This window comes from Lamprobacter sp. (assembly GCF_034860625.1).
GTDB lineage: Bacteria > Pseudomonadota > Gammaproteobacteria > Chromatiales > Chromatiaceae > Lamprobacter.
Map to the genome: position 1 here is coordinate 1 of NZ_JAYESN010000038.1, position 20,017 is coordinate 20,017.

A 20,017-nucleotide genomic window follows, 5' to 3' on the forward strand; every position below is an offset into this window, starting at 1 on the left:
GGGCGCACTGCGAGCCACCTTCGCCGGTCACCTCACCGCACTACGTACCGATTACCGCCTCGACTATCACCCTGCCGACGTGCACTGGACCCTAGACCTCAGACCCCGGCGCAGCGGCCTGTCGCATCTGTTCCGTCGCATCAGCATGATCGGCGATGGCGCCAGCATTCGCACCATCGCGATGGAAGAGCCGGACGGCGACCTGCGCAGGCTGCGCATGCGGCTACTCGCCCGCGAGCCTGCTGACCTCGACTAAGCCATGAACCGCGCTGTTCGTCGCTGGACCTTGCTTGTAGCCTGGCTCGGCGCGTTGGTGTTACTGGGAGCCTGGAGCGTGCTCAACCTGCGACCCAGCACGGACCTGTCTCAGTTCCTGCCCCGTGGAGTCTCGCAACAAGATCAGGTCTTGCTCTCCCAGGTGCGCAGCGGTGTCGCTGCCCGCACGCTGCTCCTGCGCATCAGTGCGATCAACGCGACCCTAAACAGCGAGGCACTGGCAGATGCCAGCCGAGCCCTGGCAGAGCGGCTGCGTGAAGAGGATGCGTTCCTCGAGATCGCCAATGGCGACCTAACTGCGGCAGCTGCCGGCACGGACCCTGTCCTTTTCCAGTACCGCTACCTCGTCGGACCGCCCGCGCATTGCGCCGACGCGCTGAACGCGTCAACGCTGCGAGATGCACTCGAGCAGCGACTCGATGAGCTTGCCTCGGGTCTGGCCATGCTCGACAAACAACGCCTACCCGAAGATCCCACAGCCTGCTATCGCCAGATCCTCCTTTCAATGGCCCCGGACCAGAGGCCGAGCCGCCGCCACGGGGTCTGGTTTAGCCCTGATGGCCAAAGCGCGTTACTGGTCGCGCTGACCAGCGCCAACGCCTCGGATATCGCTGCTCAACGCCGCGCTATCAGCGCCATTGAAGACGCCTTCGGCAGCCTTCCGGAGCATTCAGCGTTGAGGCTAGAGCTAGCCGGTCCAGGCTATTTCGCCGTGAGCTCGGAGCAGCAGATCAAGACCGAGACCCTTCTGCTCAGCACCGCGGCCAGCCTCATCGTTGCGCTGATCCTGGCCCTGGCCTTCCGTTCTGCCGCCTTAGTGGCTCTGGGTATCCTGCCGCTGGCCAGCGGCATCCTCGTGGGCGCTCTGCTGGTATCGCTCCTGTACGGCTCGGTGCATGGCATCACCCTGGCGCTGGGCGTCACACTGCTGGGCGTCGCACTCGACTACCCGGTGCATGTCTATGCCCATACCGCCGGCACTGATGCCACCGGCCGCCGGGCGGTTTGGCGCACACTGCTGCTCGGCATGGCCACCACGGTGCTGGGCTATGCGGCCCTGGCCTGGACCAGCTTTCAAGGATTGTCGCAGCTCGGCGTCCTCGCTGCCGCTGGACTGGCCACCGCGGCGCTGACATCGCGCTACCTCTTGCCAAGGCTACTGCCCGCTGGCTATCAGCTGCCGGAACGCCCCTGGCTGACTTCGCTTCAGTCACGGCTGCCACGGCTATCACGACGCAGCGGCACTATCCTGCTACTAGCCAGCAGCCTCGTGCTCGGCCTGGCCCTTTCGGTGCAGGACAATCCTTGGGAGACCGACATTCGGCGCCTGAGCGTCATTCCCCAGAGCCAGCTCGACAAAGACAGCGCGATCCGCGCCGAGCTCGGCGCGCCGGACGTGGCAAGGTTGCTTTACCTGATCGAAGAAAACCAAGCGGCCCTGCTGGAACGGCTCGAGGCCGCTCGTCCGGATCTCGAAGGGCTCGCAATGCGCGGTCTGATCGGCGGCTTCGACAGCGTCGATCGCTGGCTGCCCAGCCCCGGGATCCAGCAGGCGCGCCAAGACCAGCTACCGACGCAAGACAAACTGACAGCCGCGCTGGCAAGCGCGAATACGGAACTCCCCTTTCGGCTGGAGCGTTTTCAGCCCTTCATCGACGCTGTCCAGGCCTCACACAGTCTGCCCCCGCTGCGGGTCGAGGATCTGGCCGATGGGCTGATCGGCACGCGCACGGGCATGCTGCTCACAGCCTTCGGCGAGCGCTGGCTGGGGCTAGTACCGCTCTCCGGAGTGGTCGAGGGTGCCGGCGTCGATGCGCTCAATGACATCGCCGAACGCCATGGCATGACCTATCTCGATCTGCGCGATGGAACCGCCAAGCTGCTCTCTGACTTCTTTACAGAGGTCCTAGAGAAGCTGCTGATCGCCGCAGCCATCCTCCTGGTGACGCTCGCGCTCGCCTTGCGCAACTCGTCACGGCTGGCGCAAATCCTGTTGCCAATGACTATCGCACTGGTGATCAGCTTTCTGCTGGTGCTGCTAGTGCATGGCAGCGCCAACCTCTTCCACCTGGTCTCGCTGCTGCTGGTGGCGGGGCTGGCCATCGATTACAGCCTCTTCCTGAGCCGCCCGACCGCCACCGCAGCTGACCGACAGCGCAGCCTGTTCTCGGTCAGTGTCGGCGCCGGCTCCAGCTTCGCGATGTTCGCGATGCTCTCGCTGTCGGCAATCCCGGCGCTGAACGCAATCGGCTTTACAGTCGCTGCCGGCATCCTCTGCGCCTATTTCTTCTCGCTGCTGCTGGCGAGAGCAGCGCCTGACTCGCTACAATGGCCGCAAGCGAGTCCTTTACTTGGGTCAGACACGCCGATGCACAGGGATTATGCCGATTGAACCCGCAAGTATAAGCGCCTACACCGCCACGACTGCGGTGGGCCATGGTCTCGCCGCGCACCTCGAGCCGCTGGCCGCCATGCGCCCGGTGCTGCGTCCTGGTGACATGGCCGAGGTGTCAGCGCCATGTTGGGTCGGTGTGGTGGATGGGCTCGACGACAATCCGCTCGGCGGCGACCTGGCTGCTTTCGACTGCCGCAACAACCGGCTCGCCGCCCTCGCGCTGGAGGGCGACGGCTTCGCCGAGCAGGTCGCAGCCGCCCGCGCACGCGTCGGCGCCTCCCGCATCGGCCTCTTCCTCGGAACCAGCACCTCTGGCATTCGCCACAGTGAGCATTGCTATCAACAGCACTTCGAGCAAGGCACTCCTGGGCTCGGCGAGGATCTGCGCTTCGCGACCACCCATGCCTATGTCTCGATCGTCGACTTCTGCCGCCGCCGGCTCGACCTAGAGGGGCCAGCATTGGTCGTCTCCACCGCCTGCTCCTCCGGCGCCAAGACCTTTGCGGCGGCCCACCGCGCACTCTCGGCGGGCGTCTGCGACGCCGCTGTGGTTGGCGGCGTTGATACCCTGTGCGCCACGACCTTGATGGGCTTCCACGCCCTTGGGTTGTTATCACCCACCCCCTGCGCACCCTGGAGCCAGGGTCGCAGCGGCATCAGTATCGGCGAGGGTGCCGCCTTCGCGCTGCTAGAACTGAAACGTAAAGGCGATGACCATCTCGCCCTCCTCGGCTACGGCGAAAGCGACGACGCCTACCATATCGCCTCACCCCACCCGGAAGGCGCCGGCGCTGCCCTCGCCATGCGTGCAGCACTGGAGACCGCCGACCTCGCCGCGACCGACATCGATTACGTGAATTTACATGGCACTGGCACGCCGGCAAACGATCAGTCCGAGGACCAGGCCATTTCAACTGTATTCGGCGACAGCGTGCCAGTGAGCGCCACCAAAGGCTGGACCGGGCACACCCTCGGCGCCTCCGGCGCTGTTGAGGCGGTGCTTTCGCTACTCAGCATCGAGGCCGGCCTGCTGCCGGGCACACTGAATACTGAGCGATTGGACCCCGCCCTGTCCGCGCCACTGATACGCCGCAGCCAGTACCGGTCCATTGACCGCGTGCTGAGCAATTCCTTCGGCTTTGGCGGCAACAACTGCGTACTCGCGCTAGGACGGACCTGATGCGAGTACGGCCGCTCGGACTTGGCATCATTGCCCCTGGACTCAAGGACTGGTCCTACGCCACCGCCGTGCTGCGCGGCGACCAACACTACGAGCATGAAACGCTGCAGGCGCCCCCACCCGCTCGCCTCACCCCAAACGAGCGTCGGCGCGCGACGTTGGCAACCAAACTCGCGCTGGAGGCGGCACGACAGGCAACGGCAGCAGCCGGCCTTGCTGGCCAGGATCTAGGCAGCGTGTTCGCGTCGGCGGATGGCGACATGGCGCTCATCGACAGCATGTGCCGCGCCATCTATGAACATCAGCAGCCGCCGTCGCCGACGGTATTTCAGAACTCGGTCCACAATGCCGTCGCTGGCTACTGGTCGATCGCCACGGGGTGCCGCCAGGCATCTACCAGCGTTGCTGCCGGCGATAGCAGCTTCGCCGCCGGACTGCTGGAGGCGGCAACGCAGGTGGCCTGTAAACGGGCTGCTGTGTTGTTGGTCGCCTTTGATGTGCCAGCGCCCATACTGCTGAGCCCGCATCGGCCGTTTTCCTGTGCCTTTGCGTGCGCGCTGCTGCTGGCGCCTGCTGCTGACGGCGATGAGGGCGCGACGATCAAACTGAACCTGGACGCCGCAGCCGCCGAGCAGCCAGAAACAGCGATGGCAGACGAGAAGCTCGAGACCCTGCGCATCGGTAATCCAGCTGCTCGCGCTCTCCCCCTACTCGCCGCCATTGCCAGCGCCCGAGCGACGCCTGTATTGCTTCCCTACTGGCCGGAGCTTCGGCTCGTCGCGGACCTAGAGCCGGCACGATGAATGCGCTTGACGACCTCTACACCAAGCTTCCCCACGCTGGCGACATGCGTCTGCTCGATCAGGTACTGGAGTGGGACCGCGACCGCATCCAATGCATGACGGACTCGCACCGATCAACGACCAATCCACTGCGCCAGGATGGCAGACTCAGCGCCGTGAATGCAGTGGAATACGCGGCCCAGGCCGCTGCCATCCACGGTGTCCTCTGCAGCGAGCTGGAGGGCGGCCAAGTCCTCTTGCTCGCCGCCGTGCACGACCTGGAGTTCGAGGTGCCCCGGCTCGACGGGCTCAAGGCACCGCTGCAGGTCAGCGTGGGGCTCGAGGCCCGGTCCGGCGCGAACGCCATCTACCGTTTCAGACTGGACAGCGATGGAGGTTGCTGCGCACGCGGCGCCATTACGCTGATGCAGCGCCGGGAGGCCCGGGCATGAAGCGGGCACTGGTCACCGGCGGCAGCGGGCCGCTCGGTCGCTGCATCGCGCTGCGCCTAGCCCGCGAGGGATGTCAGGTCCATGTGCATGCCCACGGCCACCCAGAGCGTGCGGAGGCGGTCTGCGACGCGATCCGCGCCGATGGCGGACAGGCCGCCGCAGTGGTCTTCGACGTCTGCGATAGCAACGCCACCCGCGCCGCGCTCGAGGGCTTGCTGGAAGACGGCCCCATCCAGATCCTGATCAACAATGCGGGTGTCCACGACGATGCCCCCCTGGCCGGGATGAAGCCAGACCAATGGACTCGGGTCGTCGATGTCGCCCTGCTCGGCTTTTACAACGTCACGCAGCCGCTGCTGCTGCCGATGATCCGCGAGCGCTGGGGCCGAATCATCAACATCAGCTCGGTCTCCGGCGTCATCGGCAACCGCGGCCAGGTCAACTATTCGGCGGCCAAGTCCGGCCTGCACGGCGCGACCAAGGCCCTCGCCCTAGAGCTAGCCTCACGTGGCATCACGGTCAATGCCATTGCCCCAGGCATCATCGGAGGCACCGACGCCGAGACCCAGTTCGATACCGCGACCATCCGCCGCCTCGTGCCGATGGGCCGAGCCGGACGGCCAGAAGAGATCGCAGACCTGGTCGGCTGGCTGGTCAGCGGCGACTCCGGCTACCTGTCTGGCCAGATCATCAACGTCAATGGAGCCATGGCATGAAAGGCACCCTGATCGTCATCCCCGCCTTCAACGAGGCGCGGACCATCGCTGCTGTTGTCGCCGGCGCGCTTGCACAAGACCCCGACCGGGTCATCGTCGTCGACGACGGCTCCAGCGACGACACGGTCGCGCGCGTCCAAGCAGTCACGGATTCCAGGTTGGAGCTAATCTGCCACCCGTCCAACTTGGGCAAGGGCTTCGCTCTCGCCACCGGCATCGCCCGCGCATTGCAGGCAGGCGCCACACGCATCATCACGCTTGATGCCGACGGCCAGCATGGCTGCAGCGACATCCCACGTCTGGAACAAGCCGCGACGCTGACTCCAGCCGCGCTGGTCATCGCCGCTCGCACGCACAATCGCGAGCAGGCTCCGCCGCTGCGTCGCTTCGCCAACGAAACGGCGGACTTCTGGATTTCCTGGGCCTGTGGGCAACGCATTGAAGACACCCAGTCCGGCTTCCGTCTCTACCCAGCGGAGGTGATCGCACAGCTGGATCTGCGCCCGCGCCCAGGCCAGGGCTTCGCCGCCGAGACAGCACTTCTCATCGACGCCGTCAACGCCGGCGCCGCAGTGCGCTGCGTGCCCATCGAAACCCGTTACAGCGCGGACGCCAGGCCCAGTCACTACCGACCCTGGCGCGACACCTGGAGCATCATCCGGCTGGTTGGCAGTCGACTACTGCGCCGCGGCATGTATCCAAGCGGCCTGATGCGCTCGCTACGAGATCGAGCCCGCTTCAGCGCGCGCCTACCGCTTGGCGACAGCGACTGATACGGACACAGAAATCCTTTCTCGACCGGACCCAAGATCCGATCGATTGGGAGGCAGGGGCCACCGCGCACGCGGTGGCAACGAGACACCGCGAAGGTCTCCTAAAGGCTGGCCGCGGCGGCAATGACAAACCTAGGAAACAGCACATGGCAAGCGAGTTCACCATCACCTTTCCCCGACGCCTGTTCGATAAGCGCCTGCTCTCGGCACTGCTGATCGCCCTCACGCTGATCGGCCTTGCCGGCTGCCGCACCTCTCCCGTCCGCGAACTCAACGGTCAGCCAGTACCGCCGGGGGTCTCCGCGGCAGAGGTCAGCAAGACGATTCAGTCTGCTGGCAACAGCCTTGGCTGGGCCATGAAACAGACCCGACCGGGCCTGATCACAGGGACGATCTATCTCCGCGACCACATGGCAAAGGTCGAGATCCCATACTCCAGCTCGAGCTATAGCATCCGCTACGCCAGCAGCACCAATCTGAAATACGACGCCTCGAAGCGCACCATCCATTCCAACTACAACAGCTGGGTGCAAAACCTGGACAACCAAATCCGGGCGCGCCTCGCGTCACTCTAAGCCTCGGCCAGAGGCCGACGATGGGTTGCGGCCTAACGGACGCCTCAGCCGGAATTCAAGACAGGCGGCGCCACCATGATAAGGGCCAACGGCATCGATTGGGATGGGCTGGGAACCTTCGCGCTCACCCTCGTGCTGGTTGCCGCCACCGCAGGCCTGCCATTGCTCATTGCAGCAGCACGAGTGCTGAACGTTGGACTCAAAACCGTCAAGGACCCCGATAGCGATCTGTTGGTCGTGTTCGGCAAACGACTGGTTGAGGATCGGCCTGACCGGGACTATTGCGACCGGCTGAAGACGGCCGCGCGGCTTGCATCCGGGCGGCCGCAGCACAGCATACTGATCCTCGGCGGTCGCACTGGAGATGCCAGCCTGAGCGAGGCTGAAGCCGGTGCACAACTGCTGCGGATGCTGCCCGGCGGCGCAATGCTGAACATCGGCCTTGAGCAGGCCTCAGCAGACACCCTGACCAACCTGCGCAATCTACGCGAACTGCTAGCAGGGGCTGAACCGCAGCCACTCACCTTGATCACCAACCGCTATCATCTGGCCCGTGTCGTCCAGATGGCGGACAGCCTGAGCCTGCCGCACCGGCCCTGCGCTGCCGAGGGCATCGGCGCCGCACTGCGCCCCTCATGGCTCGCGCGCTGGCCACTCGAGGCCTTTTATGTCACCTGGTTCACCACCGGCAAGCTCTGGGCGCGGCTGACAGGCAACCAGCGCATGCTAGCCCGCGTCACCTGAGCGGAATGGCCAGCAAGGTATAGACCGCGACCGGCAGCTACCCAACCATGGAAACCCTCAGCGATAGACCAGCCCCCTGCCCCTCAGACCCGGACTGCTTCTAAAATCTCAATCCTCCTGAGCGCGGAGACCCTTTCGCGATGCGCATCTTACTGATCAAACCCAAGGCCCGGCTGCGCTCGGTGCTCGGTCTGCAAGCTTTTCAGCTCATGGAGCCGCTCGAACTCGGCTACCTGGCCGCGGCCGTCGGTCCGGAGTACGAGACAAGCATCCTCGATCTGCGCCTAACCGCCTGGCCGCGGCTCGCACTGCTGCACAGACTACGAGGCTTCCGGCCGGACCTGGTCGGCATCACCGGCTACAGTCACGAAGCGTCCATCGTCAAACAGATCGCCCAGATCACGCGTCGATACCTGCCCTCTGCTCGCATCGTCGTCGGCGGCCACCATGCCACGGTCGACCCGCGGGATTATCGCATCGAGGCGATTGATGCCATCGTCCGCGGCGAGGGCTGCGAACCGTTCAAACAGGTCGTGGACAGCATCGCCGCCGGGCGCTCGTTGGAGGGCATCCCGCAGGTGCTGGCACCGAACGGCACTTGGTCCGATGACGAGGAGACAAACTGGCCATTGTTTCCGGACCCGGCGACGCTGCCGCTGCCACGCCGAGATCTCTGGGACACACGCCATTACCGCAGCATCTGGACCGCAGAGAAGCTACCACGCTGGCATCCGCTGTTCCCACGGGTTGCCATGGTGCGAACCTCCTGGGGCTGCCGCATGAAATGCTCGTTCTGCATCGTGCCGCACCTGTGCGGCGGACTGCACCAACCGCGACCAGTGGCCTCTGTGGTGGAGGAGATCGCCTCCCTCGACGCCGAGCATGTCTACTTCAGCGATGACGAGAATTTCATCGACGAGGACTTCGCCTGGAAGCTCGCCGACGCCCTGGCCGCTCGCGGTGTCAAGAAGCGTTTCTTTGCCTGGACGCGAGCGACCACGGTCAACCGCTCGCCGGAGCTGTTGCGACGCTGGCGTGAGATCGGTCTCGACGCCGCCTTCCTCGGCTTTGAGTTCCCGACCAATGCGGAGTTGAAACGCTCTGCCAAGGGCGGCTCCGTTGCGGCCAATGAGCGCGCCTTAGACCATTTGCGGAGCATGGGCATTGCCGTGCATGCCGCCTTCATGGTTCAGCCTGAATATGGCACGGCGGAGTTTAACCGTCTCGGCGACTACGTTCGCGGTCTACCGCCGCTGCAATGCAGTTTCACTGTCTGCACGCCATCCCCAGGCACACCAGACTACGAGGCCATAAGACCGCGAATTTGGGTCGACAATCCTCACGACATCCATGACTGCATGCACCCGTTGACGCCTACGGAGCTGCCGCTAAAGGAGTTCGTCCACAACTTTGCTGAACAGTCCCACACAGCGCTCGAAAAGGTTCCCATGCGCGTCAACCGTCATCTCGCCTCACCAACCCAGATGGCGCGCACAGCCTGGGCAAGCCGTCAGTATCACGAGGGTCTAAAGGCCATTTACAAAGACTACCCGCGGCACCTCTGGGAGGATGAGTAGTGTTATTAGGCCAACGTCCGCCCCGTCAGCCGCCGATAGACCTCAAACCCCGCCTCGCACTCACGACAGCGCAGAATCGCCGCCCGGCCCGGCGTGCTCGGATCGGGCTGCACCTTGACACCCATTGACTCAGCCGCCTGCACGTTCTCCTCACTGAGATCAGCCTCACCAAACACCGAGATGACATAACCGCCCGGGATCGGCGGTGGCGGGCTGAAGTCATCGCCATCCACGAGCGCGACCCAAGCTGGCATGAATCCTGGGCCATAGAAATCAAAGAAGCCATTGGAGCCGCGCAGATGCGCCTCAATCGGTTTGCCGCCGATCAGCTCGATATTACAGATGCCGGTGTAGCCGGCGAGATTTCGGCGCACCCAAGCGCTAATCCAGGCTTCGGCATCGGGCAGCTCGGCACCGATCTCCCAATAGATCGGACGCGAGGCATCCTTCTCGTCAGAGCCACGGGTATGCGCAAACCAGCGCGGCTCGCCGTCTTGCACCAGGCAATCGCTGCTGCTGTGTGGTCCGGTCAGACGCTCAGACCAGTAGCTCCCGGGCTCCATCGGCACCGCGTCGGCGCGCACCGAGCGCGCACTCAGCCCCATGCCCGCGAGGTTGGTGATCGGCTTCACGAACACCTCGGCATCCTCGGCCATGCCAAGATCCATTGGACTGACGCCACAGGGCGCGGCGGTGAGCCCGGCATCGAGCGCGAGGCGCAGCTTGTCGTAGAGATATCGATGTGCCGGATTCAGCCGCCAGGCGGCCGCGTCACTCACGGGCAGATCGCAACGTGGTTCGGGCTTGAAGAGCGGTTTGCGCTCGGGAAGAACACCGATGAAGGGCATAAGCAATTACCTCCTTAGTTCTTGACGCAAATGTACAAAAGTTTGTACATTTACTCGCATGCAAACGCTCATCTTCATGGGCACCAGCCGCGATGCTATTCGGGATTTTCCCGAGGGGGCCCGTCGCGAGATGGGGCGCCAGTTGCTTCGCATTCAGTTAGGAGCTAATCCGACGAATTGGAAGCCAATGAAGACCGTCGGCAGCGGGGTGCGTGAAGTACGGATCAGCATCAACGGCGAGTTCCGCGCCTTCTACGTCACGACGATTGGTAACGCTGTCTATGTACTGCACGCCTTCCGGAAGAAAGGACAGAAGACCAGCCCAAGCGACATTGCACTTGGGCGCCAGCGATTCAAGCAGATCGGGGCATGACATGAGCGAAAAAATGACCGTCAGCTGCGGCAACGTGTTCGAAGATCTGGGATTTCCGCCTGATGAGGCCGCCGCTATGATGGCGCGCGAAACGTTGCTGATCGCGCTTGAGCAGGAGCTACGCAAACGCGGCAAGAAGCAGCAAGCGCTGGCGGACGAGCTTGGCGTGCCACGCACGCGTATCTCTGAAATCTTGAACCGCAAAACGGATCGATTCAGTGTCGACAAGTTGGTCGGACTGCTGCACCGCGCCGGAAAACGGGTGGACATTCAAGTGCGTTGACTTGCTCGGCCGATATGAAGCCTATGGCGCCAACACACAGCGGTTACGCCCCAGCGACTTGGCCCGATACATGGCCTGATCGGCCTCGGCAAGCAGACTTTCCACCGTCTGTGTCGGCGCCAGGCTCGCGATGCCGATGCTCAGGGTGACCTGACCAACGGACTCGAGCTTAAGCTGTTCGACCTGCGCTCGAATGCGCTCCGCCAGGGAGCGCGCGTCCTCACTGGTCGTCTCGGAGCAGAGGATCAGGAACTCCTCACCGCCCCAGCGGCCAAGCCGATCATGCGCGCGCAACACGGCACCAACCTCGCGGGCAATCCGTACCAGCACGGCATCGCCGACCTCATGCCCATGGCGATCGTTGATCTCTTTGAAGTGGTCGAGATCCAGGTACATCAGTGAGAATGGACGACCGTAACGCTGGCTGCGCTTCACTTCGTCCTCAAGCCGTTGCTCTAGGGCTCGGCGATTGAGCACCCCGGTGAGCCGGTCGGTATGCGCCAAGCGCTCGAGCTGTCGGTTGCTCTCTTCCAGCGCGGAGGTGCGCTCGGCAACCTTCGACTCCAAGGCTTCATTCAAGGTCTGATAACGCGCCAACAGGTCATGAATTTCGGCATTCGCGTCGCGAAAGCGGGCCGCCGCCATCGCCAGTTCGCCGATCTCGTCGTTGTGCGGGCTTTCGATACGGATCTGCGCGCGGGAGCCGGCGGCGAGATCGTTGAAGGTCTGTGTCAGCGCCTTGAGCTGCTGAGTCACGCTCGTCGCCATGGCGCGCCCGAGGACAAACACGGCAAGACTCCCGAGCAGCAGCAACAGGATGAGCGCAGATGCAAACCCAAGGAGCTTTGCGTCGGTACCCCGGTGCGCGTCGACCAGCGCCGTTTCGATCTGTTGCTCGAGCTGACCGGCAATGACCTGCATCTCATGCGCATCCGCCGCCATGACCACATTCACCAGAAACAGATAGCCGCGGGCGCGCTGCAACAGGGTGCCCCAAACGCGCTCCATCTGCTCCAACGCGGCTTGAATAGCGGCGACCGAGGCTTCGGATACGGATGGCGAAAGCCGGGCAAGGTGGCCGCGCTCGCACTCGAAGTCGATGGCCAAGCCGCTATAGGACGGCAGATTCGCACTGTAGAGCAAGGCATCGGTCGCCCCTTCGACAGCCAGCAAGTGCCGCTGAATCGCCTGCAGGCTAACGGCATCGAGCGCTTGCGCCGAGTCGGCTCGAGCCCCTGACGACTCGGATTGGACGAGCGCTGGCAGTTGCTGACGCACAAAGTCAAGATTGGGCTTAAAGCGCTGATCGATGATCGAGATCAAGACACCGCGCTGGGCGACGGCGTCGACGAAGGCCTTGTGGAATCGATCCAAGCCCTCCATCAACGCCTCAATTCGCCCTTCTGCGCTGGCGTCGACGCAGTGCGTGACAAGACAGTCCGTCAGCGAGGCTCGGGTTTCTGAGTAAAGGCGACTGACCTGGATCACCGCCGAGCCATGGTTGGAGGCAACGAAGCGATAGGCGGCAAACTGCATCTTGTCGACGTTGGTGCGGAAGCCGCGAACCGCCTTCGAAGCATCCGCGAGACGCACCAGCTCATTGGCCTGCGAGCGCGTCATCTGCGCCATCCAGACGGCACCAACGCCAAACAGCAGGGCAAGCAGCAGCGTCAGATACACCGTGGCCGCAACCCGCTGGCGCAGTGGCAGCCAGCGCGCAGCGAGCGGTACCGCATTGCGCTCAGGCGAGAACAAGCTCGCTCCAGCGGCGCACGCTCAGGTCATAGGTCGGCATCACCGTGTTCCAGACGGCGACGTGCGACCAGCGCTCGACGTAGGAACCGCCATGGCGCACCTCTCCGGGCTTGACCACGATGCGGCCGTCGGTGCCAGGCAACGCCCGTTGCGCTGGCTGCCCCGCGTACCAATAGCCCCATTCGTCGGCGCCGAGGAATGGCCGCGAGCGCTCTGCGTTGAAGATGTAGTAGCCCTGCCTAGCCATGTAGGCCCCGGCCCAGCCCGAGAGCCACCAGTTCATGAAGGCGTAAGCGGCCTCTTGACGCTCGTCCGTACAGCTCCGCGACAAGCACATCACGCCGAACCAGGCGCGATAGCCCTCACGCGGAGCGGCGTAGACGCAAGGCACGCCAGCGGCGCGCACCATCAACGCCCCCGGCGAGAACATGCTCTCGAGACAGACATCATCCGAGATCATCAGCTCGGCAGAATGTGGTATCGAGCGCCAGAAGGAACGGAATTGGCCATCGAGCTTGTAGGCGATCGCGATCTTGAACAGCTCATCGACCTCCTCAGCGGTCATCGCCCCCAGATCGGCAAAATCGATCAGCCCGCGCGCTCGAGCGGCCAATGCCAAGTCAAAGATGCCGATACTCGGCGCGTTCACCAGGGCGACACGCCCGGCGTAGGCGGGATCGAGCAGCCAACCCCAGCTCTCGCCGACATAGGGCTCAGCCTCAGGGATGACGCGACTGTTGTAGCCGAAGGCGTCCACATTATGCACGTAGGGCAAGTAGCTAATCTGTGCCTGCGGCGTTGGCCCCAGCGCGCCATCCGGCTGCACATAGAGGATCGTATTGGGCGGGTCACCGGCACCGATCGGCGCCTCTTCGGTGATGCGGCCGGTCTTGCTCAGACGGTTGACCTCGTCCCAGTACCTCAGGCGGCTGACATCGATCGGCTGGATGGTCCCGGCTTGCCAGAGCAAGCGCATGCTGTCGGACCATTGCTCGTAGACATCGAAGCTATCTGGCTCGGTGGATGCCTGCAGGAGCACCTGCGAGCTGCCACCTGGCAGCAGTTCGATGCGGAAGCCCAGATCGCGCTCGGCCTGCTGGCGGATGGGCTCCTGCAGCGTGGCATGGGTGCCCAGGATACGCAGCGTCGGCCCTGCATCACGTGCCTTGATGATGGCCGGAAAGCCGGCTGCGACGGCCGCTGACGACACCCCTTGTATGAACCGCCGGCGCCCTCGGTTAATCACAGATCCAGTCTCCGATGAGTATCTGACGCGCTGTTATCGGTTGTTACCGGTTGTTGCCGCTGGCCGCCACCGGTTGAAAACACTGACCGGCCTTGGGCATCAGCGGCGACCTCCTTGTCGCATCGTATCACCCATCAAGCGGCTTTAAGACCGGCACCCTGCACCGGCGCAACGTCACAGAGCAGCGACTTGAACGGCGGGAAACCGCTGATCGGATCAAGCGCGGTATCGTCGGTCAGCTCGTTGACGTTGGCATGGTTCCAACCGTGGGCGCAATGAGCAACGCCGGGCTTGATGCGATCTGTGATTCGAGCCGTGAAGCGCACGCTGCCGCGGCGCGTCGACACCATGACCTCATCGCCGTTGCTGATCCCGCGCAACGCGGCATCATCCGGATGCAGCTCGACCAGCGCATCCGGCATCGCCTTGCGCATCCGCTCCAGATACTGGTGCTGGGAGTGGGTGGCGTGCTTGTGCCGCGCACCACTGGTCAGCACCAACGGAAAGTCGCGCGCGACATCGGGGGTTGAGAGCGGACTCTCGGCCGGCTCGCGCCAGATCGGCAGGCCATCATGGCCGGCATCGCGCAACTCTTGGGAGTCGAACTCGACCTTGCCGCTAACGGTCTTGAAGCCATGCAGCCGGTATTGGCGGTCGGCATCGAGATAGCCGTGCTCGACCAGATCATCAATCGTCTGCGCGTACACGGTGACGCCGTCCGGGTTGGAATAGACCTCCTCACGCACGTCATCCGGGAACCCTGAGGCCGCCTCGGCCCAGCAGGCCGCCAGGTCGCCATTCCAGAACTGTTCCGCCATGCCCAGGCGCACGCCAAGCTCGAGCCAGACCTGGGCGTCGGGGCGCGCCTCACCCTTGGGCGTAACCACCGGATACCGATAGCGCAGCTCGCCCTGGAAGGCGCAGCCGGGATAGGCGATCAGCGCCTCACGCTCCAGGTTGGTCGCCGCTGGCAGCACGATGTCGGCCATGCGGGTAGCCGGATTGTGGAAGAAATCCGAGGCAGCAAAGAAGTCGAGCGCGCCCAATGCCTGTTCGACGCGCTTGGAATTGGCCCACATCGCGGTGTTGATGCCCATCGCCAGCAGGCTGTGGATGCGCTGCGGCTTGCCATCGAGGATGCAATCGGGCAGCAGCATGCTCTGTGCCGCCGGCCAATGTCGGGTCCAGACCGGGAAGACCTCATCGCCGACGCGCGGTGGTAGATCGTTGACGCAGTGATCGAACAGCTCGATCGGCTTCGGGTTGAGCTTGTCGTTGAAGAAGCGGTTGCCGCCCTCGCGGTCGAGATTGCCGGTGACCGGCGAGAGCAGGATCACCGCGCGATGATTCTGGAAGCCGTTGCTGTGCTGCACCGTCGCGGTCGGTGAGAGCATGATCTGCGCGGGATGCAGGGTCGCAAACAGCTCAGCGGCATGGCGCAGATCGGCAGGGTCAATGCCACAGATCTCGGCGACGCGCTCGGGTGGAAACTCGGCGACATAGTCGCGGAAGGCCTCGACGCCGCTCGCCCATTCATCGAGGAAGGCCTGATCCTGCCAGCCATTGGCGAAGATCAGATGATGAAAACCGAGCGCCAGTGCGCCATCGGTACCGGGACGGATCTGCAGGAACACATCGGCCTGATCGGCCAGCGGCGTGCGGCGCGGATCGACCACGATCATTGGCCGCCCCGGCTTGGCATGCGCCTGCGGATGCAGATGGAAGGGCGGAATAGAGCCACGCGGATTGGTCGACCAGACCAACAGACATTTAGTCTTGTAGGAGGCGACGGTGGAGGTGGTCTTGATCTTGGTACCGAAGGTCACCTCCTCAGCCACCTTGGTCGCCGAGAAGCAGCAGCCGCTCTCGGTCATGTAATTCGGTGAGCCAAAGGCATGCGCCAGGCGCTGCAACTGCGGGCGCGCCTCCTTGGTATAGCCGGCAAAGAAGGCGACGGCTGGTGCACCATGTTGGTCACGGGTCTGACTGAGCCGCTCAGTGATGGTGCTGAGCGCCTCATCCCAGCTGATGCGTTCGAACTCGCCGCTGCCACGCGGTCCGACCCGCTTCAGCGGATACAGCAGCCGATCGGGATGATTGCGTCGATCGAGCTGCACATAGCAGCGTGGGCAATCCGGCCCATCGATCGACACCGGCTCGCCCTGCGCGTCGAGGGTGACATCGATCGCACAGTTGGCATCACATTCGTAACAGGTACTCTTGACGGTAGACATCGGCTCGACGGCCCTCTGATAAAGGTTGCTCAACTGCTGAATGCGCGTGCTATGCCAGTTTTCAACCTAGAAACGGTCGATCAACCTCGGATGAACGGCGGATGAACCGCCAATAAACCGCGCTCGGGTCCATTCTCCATGCTGTTCAGCAAGGCGTACTGAACCGGAATCAACATTCGCTTGCAATGCGTTCTTGCACCGCTGACCGCGCCGTCGCAGACTCAGGATCGCAAGCAATCCTCGCACCGCAGCAGCAGACACCCCAGGCGAGCCCCTGCTCTCGGCCAACCTCTGGTTTGTGATCGGATGCCCAACAGGCCTGTTCTGGAAGGCTCGGATTGGGCTGAAATCGCGCTAGAATGGCAGGCTTTCAAATCTCGGCTGTTCACGCCGAGCCTTCTCGAACCGAGCGCGCTCTTGGGCGCGGCACTGTTCACTCGCTATCGTCACAGGCCCGAATGAGCAAACCATCGCTGAGCTACCAAGACGCTGGTGTCGATATCGACGCCGGCGAACGCCTGGTGCGGCAGATCGCACCCGCGGTCAAGACCACCCATCGGCCCGGCGTCCTCTCTGGACTCGGCGGCTTCGGCGGCCTATTCGAGCTGCCGAGCGGCTATCGCGAGCCGGTGCTGGTCTCGGGCACCGATGGCGTCGGCACCAAGCTCAAGCTGGCCATCGAGCTAGGCCAGCACGACAGCATCGGCATCGACCTGGTCGCCATGTGTGCCAACGACATCATCGTCTGCGGCGCTGAACCGCTGTACTTTCTCGACTACTACGCGACCAGTGCGCTCGATGTCGAGGTCGCAACCGCAGTCGTCAACGGCATCGCCGAAGGCTGTCGGCAAGCCGGCTGCGCGCTGATCGGTGGCGAGACCGCGGAGATGCCTGGCCTTTACGCGCAGGGCGACTATGACCTGGCCGGCTTCTGCGTCGGCATCGTCGAGAAATCCGCCATCATCAGCCCGGAGCAGGTACGGGTTGGCGATGCGCTGATCGCCTTCGCCTCATCCGGCCCGCACTCGAACGGCTATTCACTGATCCGCAAGGTGCTCGAGCTGAGCGCGATACCGCTGACAACGCCGCTCGATACGCCAGCATCCTTGGCACAGGCATCCTCAGCGCAGGCGCCATCTGATCAAGCGTCCTCAGCACAAGCGTCCTCAGCACCGCCGCCATCTGATCAAGTGCCCTCAGCACAGGCATCTTCAGCACAGGCGTCTTCTGCGCAACCCGCTCCGATCCTATCTTCCTCAGTATCCAGGGGGCGCAGCCTCGGCGAACAGCTGCTCGCCCCGACCCGCATCTATGTGAAGTCAACCCTCGCGTTAATCCAGGCGCTCGAGGTCCATGCCCTCGCCCACATCACCGGCGGCGGCATCACCGAGAACCTGCCGCGGGTGCTGCCCAAGGGCACCCAGGCGCTGATCGATCTCGACAGCTGGACGCTACCGCCGATCTTCGGCTGGCTACGCGAGCAGGGCAACATCGCCGATGCCGAGCTACTGCGCACCTTCAACTGCGGCGTTGGCATGATCGCCTGTGTACCCGCCGAGCAGGCCGAGGCCGCCTGCGCAACCGTCGCTGAACAGGGTGAGCAGGCCTGGATCATCGGTGCCATCGAGGCCAGCGATGCCGAACTTCCGTCGGTGCGCTATCGCGGATCGCTAACCTGATCGAGAAAAGGCCAGAGCAGATGACCGACAACAGTCCCAAGACGGCGGAAACCCGTTTCGACGGCAACCGTCCGCTCCGGCTTGCTGTGCTCATTTCGGGCAGCGGCAGTAACCTACAGGCGCTGATCGATGCTAGCCAGCACGATCAGGCCCCCTTTCAGGTTGCGCTGGTCATCAGCAATCGTGCTGACGCCTTCGGCTTGGAGCGAGCGGAGCGCGTCGGCATCCCAACGCAAACGCTGAGCCATCGCGGCTTCAAGACGCGCGAAGCCTACGACACCGCCCTCGCCGAGCTGTTGCGCGCGGCGGACCCCGGGCTGATCGCCCTCGCCGGCTTCATGCGCATCCTGACGCCAGGCTTTGTCGAATACTGGCAAGGCCGCATGCTCAACATCCATCCGTCGCTGTTGCCAAGCTATCGCGGCCTGCACACCCATCAGCGGGTGCTCGAGGCCGGCGACCCGATGCACGGGGCAACGGTTCACTTCGTCACCGCTGAACTCGACGGTGGGCCGGCGATTCTGCAGGCACGGGTGCCAGTGCAGGCAAACGATGATGCTGACCGACTCGGGGCGCGAGTGTTGAAGCAGGAGCATTGCATCTACCCACTCGCGGTGCGCTGGTTTGCCGAGGGCCGACTGAGGCTCGGCAGCGATGGCCGCACACAGCTCGACGGCCAGCCGCTCGACAGCCCGTTGATCATCGACGCGAGCACCTAACGGCGGCTTCGCAGCCACCTCAATCCCGGAATGCCCCACCTAAACCTCAAGCACATGCGCTACTTCTGGGCTGTTGCGACGCACGGCTCGATCGCGCGCGCCGCTGAGATCCTGCATCTGACACCCCAGACCATCAGTGGCCAACTCCGCGAGCTCGAAGAACAGGTGGGCGACAAACTGTTCACTAAATCGGGGCGAGGCTTGGCCCTGACCGAAACCGGTCGGTTGGTCTTTTCCTATGCCGACGATATCTTCCGCCTCGGCGATGAGCTGGAAGATGTCCTAGCTGGCCGCACGCCAACAGGTGGCCTCAGGCTCAATGTTGGCATCGCCATGGTGGTCCCCAAGCTCCTGACGCATCGCGTCTTGGCGCCAGTCTTAACCATGCCGGAGCCTGTTCGACTGGTCTGTGCCGAGCGGCCGCTCATCGATCTGCTCGCCGACCTCTCCGTCCACAAATTGGACCTGGTGCTCGCCGATAGCCCGATCAGCCCAGCGCTGAATATTCGCGCCTATTCGCATGCGCTCGGTGAATCCGCAACCAGCTTCTTTGCGGCCACGGCCAGCGCGGATGCGCTCATCGACAACTTCCCTGCCAGCCTAAACGGGGCACCAATGCTCATGCCGAGCAGCGCAAGCGCCCTCGGTCGAGCCCTCGAGCTCTGGCTCGAGCGCGAGGGGATACAGCCGCGGGTCGTCGCCGAGATCGAAGACCGCGCGCTGATGAAGACCTTCGGCGAGGCCGGCGCCGGTGTCTTCACCGCACCGCGGTCGGTTGAAGCCGATGTGCTCGCTAAATACAAGGTGCGAGTCATCGGGCGCGCGCCCCAATTGAAGGAGCGGCTCTACGCGATCACCGCCGAGCGCCGCATCAAACATCCCGCGCTGTCCTTGATCACCGAGGCCGCACGCCGCGGCGACTTCAGTTAAAGACAAACGGTACAGAGGAAGAGCTTAAGGAAAAGCTGAGCCCTGGAAACAGCGGCGGCTTGCACCATCTAGAGACTCAAGCGCCCAGAGACTCAAGCGCCAGAGCCTGAAGACATAGAAGACGCCGAGCCCAAGACCCGATGGGGACGAATTGATATGAGGACGAATCCATGACCTGGAACCAGCCGATCACCCAAGGCAGCAAAGCATGCCCGCGCTGCCATGCCGACTTCGAGTGCAAGGTCGACGACCTGCGCAACTGCGACTGCGTCGCCGTCAAGGTATCGCTACCCGTGCTAAAGAGCCTACAAGGCCAATACGAGGATTGTCTCTGTCCCAATTGTCTTCGCGAGATCGCCTCAAGCGCAGCAAGCAGCACCGCCTGAGCCAGCCAGACCCAGGATCTGCGCTCAATGCTGCGACGCGCTCGCGGGCTCGTTACTCGCTGATCGATGGCTGATCACTCACGAATCACTGCCG

At 63.7% G+C, this 20,017-nt stretch carries 20 protein-coding genes; 16 read left to right on the forward strand and 4 right to left on the reverse strand.

Going from position 1 to position 20,017, the window contains the following annotated elements:
- The 10 genes from VBE63_RS11730 to VBE63_RS11775 all read left to right on the forward strand — a co-directional run.
- The coding region (locus tag VBE63_RS11730) for a LolA-related protein (protein ID WP_323683209.1) at nt 1-256 on the forward strand (256 nt) is incomplete at its 5' end.
- Nucleotides 257-259: 3 nt separating this feature from the next.
- A complete protein-coding gene (locus VBE63_RS11735; protein WP_323683210.1) occupies nt 260-2,668 on the forward strand; it encodes an MMPL family transporter in 2,409 nt (802 codons plus the stop codon).
- Nucleotides 2,658-3,851, forward strand: coding sequence for a beta-ketoacyl-ACP synthase (locus VBE63_RS11740; RefSeq protein ID WP_323683211.1), 1,194 nt, complete (start codon nt 2,658-2,660; stop codon nt 3,849-3,851). The genes VBE63_RS11735 and VBE63_RS11740 overlap by 11 nt, the downstream gene beginning before the upstream one ends.
- A complete protein-coding gene (locus tag VBE63_RS11745) occupies nt 3,851-4,654 on the forward strand; it encodes a beta-ketoacyl synthase chain length factor (RefSeq protein WP_323683212.1) in 804 nt (267 codons plus the stop codon). The genes VBE63_RS11740 and VBE63_RS11745 overlap by 1 nt, the downstream gene beginning before the upstream one ends.
- A complete protein-coding gene (locus tag VBE63_RS11750; protein ID WP_323683213.1) occupies nt 4,651-5,085 on the forward strand; it encodes a hypothetical protein in 435 nt (144 codons plus the stop codon). The genes VBE63_RS11745 and VBE63_RS11750 overlap by 4 nt, the downstream gene beginning before the upstream one ends.
- Nucleotides 5,082-5,801, forward strand: a complete 720-nt coding sequence (gene fabG / locus VBE63_RS11755; RefSeq protein ID WP_323683214.1) for a 3-oxoacyl-ACP reductase FabG — start codon at nt 5,082-5,084, stop codon at nt 5,799-5,801. The genes VBE63_RS11750 and fabG overlap by 4 nt, the downstream gene beginning before the upstream one ends.
- Nucleotides 5,798-6,574, forward strand: a complete 777-nt coding sequence (locus VBE63_RS11760; protein ID WP_323683215.1) for a glycosyltransferase family 2 protein — start codon at nt 5,798-5,800, stop codon at nt 6,572-6,574. Before fabG ends, VBE63_RS11760 begins: the two co-directional genes overlap by 4 nt.
- A 146-nt stretch (nt 6,575-6,720) precedes the next feature.
- Nucleotides 6,721-7,149 (forward strand): hypothetical protein, encoded by a 429-nt coding sequence (locus VBE63_RS11765; protein WP_323683216.1) that lies wholly within the window; start codon nt 6,721-6,723, stop codon nt 7,147-7,149.
- A 75-nt stretch (nt 7,150-7,224) separates the two neighbouring features.
- On the forward strand, nt 7,225-7,893 hold the full coding sequence (locus VBE63_RS11770; protein WP_323683217.1) for a YdcF family protein: 669 nt from the start codon (nt 7,225-7,227) through the stop codon (nt 7,891-7,893).
- Between the two features lie 140 nt (nt 7,894-8,033).
- Entirely contained in the window at nt 8,034-9,470 is a 1,437-nt protein-coding gene (locus VBE63_RS11775) for a B12-binding domain-containing radical SAM protein (protein ID WP_323683218.1), read from the forward strand.
- A 5-nt stretch (nt 9,471-9,475) separates the two neighbouring features.
- Here VBE63_RS11775 and VBE63_RS11780 read toward each other — a convergent pair whose 3' ends face one another.
- A complete protein-coding gene (locus VBE63_RS11780) occupies nt 9,476-10,318 on the reverse strand; it encodes a hypothetical protein (RefSeq protein WP_323683219.1) in 843 nt (280 codons plus the stop codon).
- A 58-nt stretch (nt 10,319-10,376) separates the two neighbouring features.
- Here VBE63_RS11780 and VBE63_RS11785 point away from each other — a divergent pair, with 58 nt between their 5' ends.
- Entirely contained in the window at nt 10,377-10,691 is a 315-nt protein-coding gene (locus VBE63_RS11785; protein WP_323683220.1) for a type II toxin-antitoxin system RelE/ParE family toxin, read from the forward strand.
- Between the two features lies 1 nt (nt 10,692).
- Nucleotides 10,693-10,974, forward strand: coding sequence for a helix-turn-helix domain-containing protein (locus VBE63_RS11790; RefSeq protein ID WP_323683221.1), 282 nt, complete (start codon nt 10,693-10,695; stop codon nt 10,972-10,974).
- 21 nt (nt 10,975-10,995) lie between these two features.
- Here VBE63_RS11790 and VBE63_RS11795 read toward each other — a convergent pair whose 3' ends face one another.
- The 3 genes from VBE63_RS11795 to VBE63_RS11805 form a co-directional block, all read right to left on the reverse strand.
- A complete protein-coding gene (locus VBE63_RS11795; protein ID WP_323683222.1) occupies nt 10,996-12,729 on the reverse strand; it encodes a diguanylate cyclase in 1,734 nt (577 codons plus the stop codon).
- Nucleotides 12,716-13,939 (reverse strand): ABC transporter substrate-binding protein, encoded by a 1,224-nt coding sequence (locus tag VBE63_RS11800; protein WP_323683223.1) that lies wholly within the window; start codon nt 13,937-13,939, stop codon nt 12,716-12,718. Before VBE63_RS11800 ends, VBE63_RS11795 begins: the two co-directional genes overlap by 14 nt.
- 170 nt (nt 13,940-14,109) lie before the next feature.
- Entirely contained in the window at nt 14,110-16,209 is a 2,100-nt protein-coding gene (locus tag VBE63_RS11805) for a molybdopterin-dependent oxidoreductase (protein ID WP_323683224.1), read from the reverse strand.
- 458 nt (nt 16,210-16,667) lie between these two features.
- On the opposite strand from VBE63_RS11805, the gene purM reads away from it, so the two are divergent.
- The 4 genes from purM (at nt 16,668) to VBE63_RS11825 (ending at nt 19,923) form a co-directional block, all read left to right on the forward strand.
- A complete protein-coding gene (purM, locus tag VBE63_RS11810; protein WP_323683225.1) occupies nt 16,668-17,888 on the forward strand; it encodes a phosphoribosylformylglycinamidine cyclo-ligase in 1,221 nt (406 codons plus the stop codon).
- Between the two features lie 20 nt (nt 17,889-17,908).
- Nucleotides 17,909-18,607, forward strand: coding sequence for a phosphoribosylglycinamide formyltransferase (purN, locus tag VBE63_RS11815; protein ID WP_323683226.1), 699 nt, complete (start codon nt 17,909-17,911; stop codon nt 18,605-18,607).
- Between the two features lie 30 nt (nt 18,608-18,637).
- Nucleotides 18,638-19,537 (forward strand): transcriptional activator NhaR, encoded by a 900-nt coding sequence (nhaR, locus tag VBE63_RS11820; RefSeq protein ID WP_323683227.1) that lies wholly within the window; start codon nt 18,638-18,640, stop codon nt 19,535-19,537.
- A 170-nt stretch (nt 19,538-19,707) separates the two neighbouring features.
- On the forward strand, nt 19,708-19,923 hold the full coding sequence (locus tag VBE63_RS11825; RefSeq protein WP_323683228.1) for a cysteine-rich CWC family protein: 216 nt from the start codon (nt 19,708-19,710) through the stop codon (nt 19,921-19,923).
- The last annotated feature ends 94 nt before the right edge of the window (nt 19,924-20,017 follow it).